Below are 6,939 nucleotides of genomic sequence, written 5' to 3'. Positions count from 1 at the left end.
GAGGATCAGCGGATCCTCAGCGCCCAGCGTCTGCTCCGCCTCTCATCGGGTCCTGGGGGCGGCGCGCCGATTATGGAAGGTCGGCCTCGTCGCCGGCACCGCAGACGGTCACCGACGCGGTGCCCCTGGCCAACCGGGCCAAGACCCAGGGCATGATGGACGTGTCCATCGCTGTCGCCGACGCCACGGGCGGCCTGGCCTCCGGCCTGGTCGTCTCCGCCGCCGGCTGTCCGGTCCTGGCGCTCGTCGGCGGCCTCGTGTCCCTCGCCGTCCTGCCCGCCATCACCGCCACCACGAGGAGCCGATGAGCCCGCCCACCGACCCTGCCGTCCGCACCGTCGACGGGAGCGACCTTCTCTGCGTCACCCTCCTGCTCCGCCTGCGAGAGGAAATCGACGGCGTCCCGCCGGGCACCGTCGTGCACGTCGTCGCCACCGACCCCGCCGCGCCCATCGACCTGCCCGCCTGGTGCCACCTGACCGGCCACACCTGGCTCGGCCGCCAACCGTCCGGGTCCGGCACGGTCTACGCGATCCGCGTCACCGCAGCAGCCACGCCGGTCGACCGGCAGCGGCCCTGGATCACCTGCCGCTGACCGGCCTGCGGGGCGTTCACCCCCACTTCACTGTGCCGAGCGTGGGCCGCTCCGATTCGGCGATCTCCGGCCCGGTCGGGGTCAGCATCGGCGGGGACGGCGGGTCATCTGCTCCCAGGATGGCCCGTACGACGCTGTCGCCGGTTGCCGCGACGGCTAGTGGATCGAGTGCTGCGCTCTCCACCGGTCGATCAGGGCGGGCAGCTCCCGCCAGAGATGGTCGTAGAAGTCGCGCATTTCGACCAGGCGGCGGGCACCCGCTCGACCAGCCCGACCGAGGTGAGTGACTTCAGGGCCGTCGAGACGCTGCCGGAGCTGATGGTCAGCAACGAGGGCAACCGGCAGAAGGTCGGCCTGGTGCAGGCCTTCATGCACGAGCCCGACCTGCTGATTCTCGACGAGCCGACCTCCGGGCTGGACCCACTGGTCCAGCAGACCTTCCTGGACCTCGTCCGCGAGGCCAAGCCGCCGGACAAACCGTCTTCATGTCCTCGCACATCATGACCGAGGTCCAAGCGGTCGCCGACAGGGTCGGCATCATCCGCGAGGGCCGCCTCGTCGCCCTCGACACCGTCGCCCGGCTCCGCGACCACGCCGTGCACCGCTTCGAGATCACCTTCGCCGGACCGATCGACCAGGCGGCCCTCGCCGCACTGCCCGGGATCTCCGACCTGACCGTCGACGGCCCGAGCGACCGCTTTGCCCTGGCCACCGGCCCTGACGCGCTGATCCGGGTCCTCGCCCGGCACCAGGTCGCGAGCCTGCGCGCCAGCGAACCCGACCTCGAAGAACTCTTCTTCGCCTACTACCGACAGACCGACCCCGCCGAGACCGGCGCCAAGGAGACCAGCCATGCCTGACGTCCTGACCAAGACCCTCTGGGACTCCCGCCGCAGCCTCGCAGGTTTCGCCGTCGGCACCGCTCTGGTCGGCACCATGTACGCCGGCTTCTACCCGCAGGTCGCAGACGGCGCGATGGGCCAAGCCGTCGAGGGCTTCTCCCCCGCGCTGCGCGAGGCGCTCAACATGGAAGACATCGCCAGCGCCGCCGGCTACCTCGGCTCCAGCGTGTTCGGCATCATCGTCCCCCTGATCGCCGTCAGCTACGGCATCGCCACCGGCACTCGGGCCGTCGCCGGCGACGAGGAGGCCGGCTACCTCGACCTGCTCCTCGCCCACCCCGTCAGCCGTACCCGGCTCCTGCTGCACCGCTGCGGCGCGCTCACCGTCGGCGCCTTCACCCTCGCCGGCCTCGTCCTGCTCGCCATGCTCGCCGTCCGCGGCAGCGCCCGACTCGAAACCATCAGCGTGGACCAGTTCGCCGCCCAATGCACAGCGCTGGCGCTGCTCGCCACCCTCTTCGGCACCATCGCCGTCACCATCGGCGCGGCCACCGGCAGCCGGGCCGCCGCGCTCGGCGGCAGCGCCGGCATCGGTGTCCTCGGGTACGTGGCGAACACCTTCGCCGGTCAGATCAGCGCCGACGCGATCCGCTACGCCTCCCCGTTCCACTACTACATCGGCAACGAACCGCTCCGAAACGGCTTTCAATGGGCCGACCTCGGCATCCTCTCCGCCACGATCGCCGTACTCGTGCTGGTCGCCCTCACCGCGTTCAACCGGCGCGACCTCACGAGCTGACCCCGGCCGCACCCGTCCCGCCGACCTGGCAATCCGGCGGCGGGACGGGGCGGCGCATGACCAGCAAGCGCCGATGATCTCCCACCGGTCGGGACGGAACACGTCGACCACCACGTCTGCGCTGCCCGAAGGACCCGAGCCGCTAGCCTTCTGGCGCATTGGTCGGGTCGAGGGAGAAGAAGTCCTCCTCTTCCTGGGCCAGGTGCAGCCGGAGCACGGCGTCCAGGCCGTACAGGGCGGCCAGCAGGTCGGGCACCTCCTCGCGGCGCAGCCGGCCGTCGGGATGCTGGGCCAGGTGGCCGCCGATCCGGTTCACGAGCCGGTGGATCTCCACGTGTGCGCGGCTCATCGTCGAGGTCGCGTCGTCGCTGCCGAGCGGGCCCGCCAACGCCGGGTAGAGGTGGCGTTCCTCGGCCGCCTCGTGCGGCAGCACCTCGTCGGCCAGGCGGCGGTGCACGTCGCGCAGCGCCGGCACGCACTCCGGCGCGTCGGGACGGGTCGCCACCAGGTCGGCGGTGTCGCGCAGCCGGGTCAGCACGTCCCGCACCCCGCCGTGCTCGTTGGCGTACCGGTCGAGCAGTTTCCGGGTTTCCGGCGGGACGTCGCGGTGGCGCAGGCCGCCCCCGAGGGCGCGCAGGGCGTTGAGGATCACCAGCACGTCGATGCCCTCCTGGAGGAACGCGCCGGCGACCGGGGGCAGCCCGCCGGCCGCAGCGGCGATCATGGCGACGACGGCGAGGCCCATCCCGACGGTGGCGCTCTGCACCGCGATGCGGCGCGCGTACCGGGCGATGTCGACGGCGTCGGCGAGCCGGTCCAGCCGGTCCACGGTGAGCACCGCGTCGGCGACGTCGGCCGACGCCGTCGCCCCGGTGGCGCCCATTGCCACGCCCACGTGCGCCGCAGCCAGGGCCGGGGCGTCGTTGACACCGTCGCCGACCATCACCGTGATCGCCCGGCCGGACTCCTCCCGGACCCGGGCCACCTTCTCCTGCGGCGAGCACTGGGCGATCACGTCGTCCACGCCGACGGCCTGCGCCACTTGCCGGGCGGTCCCCGACCGGTCGCCGGTGACCATGATCAGCCGGCGGAGGCCGGCCTCCCGGAGCCGCCGCACGGTGCGCCGGGCGTCGGGACGTACCGGGTCCTCCAACAGGATCGCGCCGAACGGAATGCGGTCGTCGCTGACCCAGACGGTGGAGCGGCCGGCCATTTCGGCGCGCTCGTGCACCCGACGCGCCCACTCGGGTGGTTCGCCGGTGAGCTGGCCGACTCGGACCAGGCGGCCGTCCACCCGGCCGGTTACCCCACGCCCCGGCTCCTCGGTGACGTCTTTCGGCTCGGCCAGCGGCAGCCCCCGCTCGCGGGCCTGCCGGACCAGGGCGGCGGCAAGCACGTGCGGGGAGAGCTGTTCGACGGAGGCGGCAAGCCGCAACACCTCGTCCCGGTCGCCGCCGGGGGCGACCAGCGTCTCGGCGGCACGTGGGCGGCCGGTGGTGAGCGTGCCGGTCTTGTCCATCAGCAGGGTGCGGGCCCGGCCCAGCAGCTCCAGCGACCCGCCGTCGCGGACCAGCACGCCGCGCCGGGCCACCCGGGACAGCCCGGAGACGATCGCGATGGGGGCGGCCAGCAACAGCGGGCAGGGGGTGGCCACCACCAGCACCGCCACCGCCCGCAGGAACTGCCCGGTGAGCAACCAGGCGAGTCCCGCCAGCAGCAGGGTGAACGGCACGAACGCGGCCGCGTAGCGGTCGGCCAGCCGAACCATCGGGGCCTTGTGCGCGGTGGCCTCCTCGGCCAGCCGGACGATGCCCGCGTACGTGCTCTCCGCCGCGCTCCTGCCGGCCCGCAGCCCGAACCCGGCACCGGCGTTGACCACACCGCTGACGACCTGCTCACCGGCAGAGCGGGTGACCAGCCGCGATTCGCCGGTGACCGTCGACTCGTCCAGGGTCGCGGCCTCCTCGACGGTCCCGTCCACCGGCACCACGTCGCCGGGGCCGACCACCAGCCGGTCCCCCACCGCGACCCGGTCCAGCGGCACCACCTCGATCCCCCCGTCCGGGGTACGCCGCCGCGCCTGCCGGGGTGCCCGTTCCAGCAGCGCCCGCAGGTCCCGGCTGGCCCGACGCTGCGCGTAGTCCTCCAACGCCTGCCCGGTGGCGACCATCACGGCGATCACCGCGCCGGCCAGGTACTCGCGGACCAGCAGCGTGCCGACCAGCGCCAGGACGGCGATCACGTCCACCCCGAACTGCCGGCGCCACAGCTGCCGCAGCGTCGACCAGGTGGCCGGCAGCAGTGCCACCAGGGTCACCGCTACCCAGACCAGTTGGGCCGCCTCCGACAGCCCGGCGAGCCACAACCCGGCACCGACCAGCACGGCCAGGGTGAGCAGGGTCAGCGGCGCCCACTGCCGCCAGTCCACCCGGCGCCGCCCCACCGGCCGCTCCGGTACGCACTCACGCGGTTCCGCCCTCACCTACGGATCGTCGCAGCGGCGCGGCCGGCCGGACCAGGCAACCGAGGTAATCCTGCGCGGGCCGGACGGCCCGGGCGAAAGCCCGCGCACCGCACGACCGACCGTCACGCACCGGAGGAGGAAGCGGTAACCGCCCGGGCACCCTCGGCAGCAGGGCACGATGAACATTCCTGGCCAACACCATGGGCAACCCGAGGGTTCACGCGAAGATACTCTCCGCCGCCCGGTTCTCCTCGCCGCCCCGCCTTCCTCCGGCGGCCAGCACCTCGGCGAAGAACCGCAACCGGATCTCGTCCTGCACCGACTCACCGCCCTCGTGTCCGTTGAACGGATACACCTCCATCCGGCACGGGCCGGCATAGTGGTGGTAGGCGCCGAACACCGTCGACGCCGGGCAGCTGGCGTCCATCAGCGCCACGCTGAACAGTGCCGGGCAGCGCCCCCGGATGGCGAAGTTGACCCCGTCGACATAGCTCAGCGTGTCGAAGACCCGCTCCACGTTGCCCCGGTGGACCTTCAGGTAGTTGACGATCTCCTGGTAGGGGCCGGCGGTGGCCCGCTCGGCGCCACGCCGGAAGTCACAGAGGAACGGCACGTCAGGCGCGACCGCGCGCAGCCGGGGGTCGAGGGCCGCGACCGCCAGTGACAGCCCGCCACCCTGGCTGATCCCCGTGGCCACCACCTGGTCCGGGTCGACCAGCGGATGCGCCCGGGCCGCCTGCACGGCGCGCACCGCGTCGGTGACCAGCCGCCGGTAGTAGAGGGTCCGGGGGTCGAGCACCCCCCGGGTGACGAAGCCGGGCTGCTGCGGGTTGCCGCCGGCCGGCTCGTGGTCGGGGGTCGCTCCGGCGCTCCACCCGCTGCCCTGGCCGCGTACGTCCATGAACAGGTGGGCATAGCCCGAGGCGGCGTAGAGCAGGTTCTCGTGCGGCAGGCCCCGGCCGCCGCCGTAGCCGGGAAACTGCACCACGCACGGCAGCGGCTCTTCGGCACCGGTCGGGACGGCGAGCCACGCCTTGATCCGGTCGCCGCCGAAGCCACTGAACGTCACGTCGTGGACGGTGATCACCCGCAGCGGCGAGTCGACCGGCTCGAAGGTGGCGTCCAGCTCGTGCTGGGCCGCCTCAGCCAGGGTGCCGGCCCAGAACTCGTCGAAGTCGGCGGGCTCGCGGCGCACCGGCCGGTATGCGGCGAGTTCGGCCAACGGCAGGTCGGTCAGCGGCATGGCGCACCCCATCTCATCTGGTCTCGTCGGCCGACCCGAACCAGCCATGGTCACGTTGAGTAACGACTCATGTCCATCACGGACGGGCGGGTGACGGCCGGATGTCATCCTTGGCTGCGGCGACCGGCCGGGTCAAGAGCCCGAGCGCCTGACCCGCGGCCGAGAAAGTGCTTTGATAATCCGTATTATTTCTTGACTCGACGGTTCGTACCGGACCACACTCAGCACTCGGATCGGCCAGACACCTACCGCGCCCTACGTCACTGACAGTCGGGTTGGCCGTGTCCCGACGCCGCCCTCGCCGTGACCGCCGGTCGGTCCCCGCGCCTCGCGCCGAGTCGCCGAATCCGCTCCGACCCGCCTGCCCGTTCCGACAGGAGGACCATCATGGCCAACGATCCGACCCCGACGATGCTCAGCCGCCGAGCGTTGCTGGCCGCCGCAGCGGGCGGAGCAGCGCTGCTCGCCGTAGCGCCCTAGGCGCTCGCCGGGACGTCGGAGACCACCCCGTCGGGCCTGCCGCTGTTGGCCCCGCTGCCGCCCGGAGCACCGGACCGGACCCTGTTCGCCCCGCTGTTTGGGACAGCGTACGGCCGGCCACCGTGACCGGCACGTCCCGGACGTATCTGCGCGACGCCCGGCGCCGGGTGCACACGCTGCGGGTGCCGCACGACGGCCGGATCGAGGTACGCATCGCCCTGCCCTGACCGTAGGCCTGGTCTCGACCAACTGCCGGACAGCACACCCTTGCGGCGACCGAGGCGGGGGGGGGGGGGGGGCGCGCCCCCGCGCCGGCGGCGCCCCCGCCCGCGGGGAAAAAAAGGTGTGGGGGGCGGCCGGGGGGGGCTGGGGGGGGGGGGCCCCCGGCCCCCCCCCGCCCGCCCCCCGCCCCCCCCCCCGGGCGGGGGGGTTGGTGGTGTGGTTTTGTTGGTTCCGCCGGGGGCGTGGGGGGGGGGGGGGGGGGGGGGGGGGGGGGGTGGGGGGGGCACCCCCCCG

At 73.4% G+C, this 6,939-nt stretch carries 6 protein-coding genes and 1 pseudogene; 5 read left to right on the top strand and 2 right to left on the bottom strand.

The window, feature by feature from the left end; genetic code table 11:
* From AB0L34_RS32165 to AB0L34_RS32145, 5 genes and pseudogenes are all read left to right on the top strand, one after another.
* Positions 1-308, top strand: a pseudogene (locus AB0L34_RS32165) (hypothetical protein); the annotation flags it as partial.
* Positions 305-595: a sulfurtransferase TusA family protein gene (locus tag AB0L34_RS32160; RefSeq protein ID WP_363709241.1), complete on the top strand. Its 291-nt coding sequence runs from the start codon at positions 305-307 to the stop codon at positions 593-595. The pseudogene AB0L34_RS32165 and the gene AB0L34_RS32160, both read left to right, overlap by 4 nt.
* Positions 596-874: 279 nt before the next feature.
* The gene (locus AB0L34_RS32155) at positions 875-1,099 is read left to right on the top strand and encodes a hypothetical protein (protein ID WP_363709239.1); all 225 of its coding nucleotides are present in this window, start codon (positions 875-877) and stop codon (positions 1,097-1,099) included.
* Positions 1,096-1,455 carry a hypothetical protein gene (locus AB0L34_RS32150; RefSeq protein ID WP_363709237.1) on the top strand — a complete coding sequence of 120 codons (360 nt, stop codon included), beginning with the start codon at positions 1,096-1,098 and terminating at the stop codon, positions 1,453-1,455. The genes AB0L34_RS32155 and AB0L34_RS32150 overlap by 4 nt, the downstream gene beginning before the upstream one ends.
* Positions 1,448-2,236, top strand: coding sequence for an ABC transporter permease subunit (locus tag AB0L34_RS32145; RefSeq protein WP_363709235.1), 789 nt, complete (start codon positions 1,448-1,450; stop codon positions 2,234-2,236). Before AB0L34_RS32150 ends, AB0L34_RS32145 begins: the two co-directional genes overlap by 8 nt.
* Positions 2,237-2,378: 142 nt before the next feature.
* Here AB0L34_RS32145 and AB0L34_RS32140 read toward each other — a convergent pair whose 3' ends face one another.
* Entirely contained in the window at positions 2,379-4,718 is a 2,340-nt protein-coding gene (locus AB0L34_RS32140; RefSeq protein WP_363709233.1) for a heavy metal translocating P-type ATPase, read from the bottom strand.
* Between the two features lie 199 nt (positions 4,719-4,917).
* Positions 4,918-5,943, bottom strand: a complete 1,026-nt coding sequence (locus AB0L34_RS32135) for an acetylxylan esterase (RefSeq protein ID WP_363709231.1) — start codon at positions 5,941-5,943, stop codon at positions 4,918-4,920.
* Between the last annotated feature and the right edge of the window lie 996 nt (positions 5,944-6,939).

It is taken from the genome of Micromonospora sp. NPDC052213, from assembly GCF_040679695.1.
Lineage (GTDB): Bacteria > Actinomycetota > Actinomycetes > Mycobacteriales > Micromonosporaceae > Micromonospora.
The sequence above is the reverse complement of the archived record's forward strand: the minus strand, read 5'-3'. Positions and strand labels throughout refer to the sequence as shown.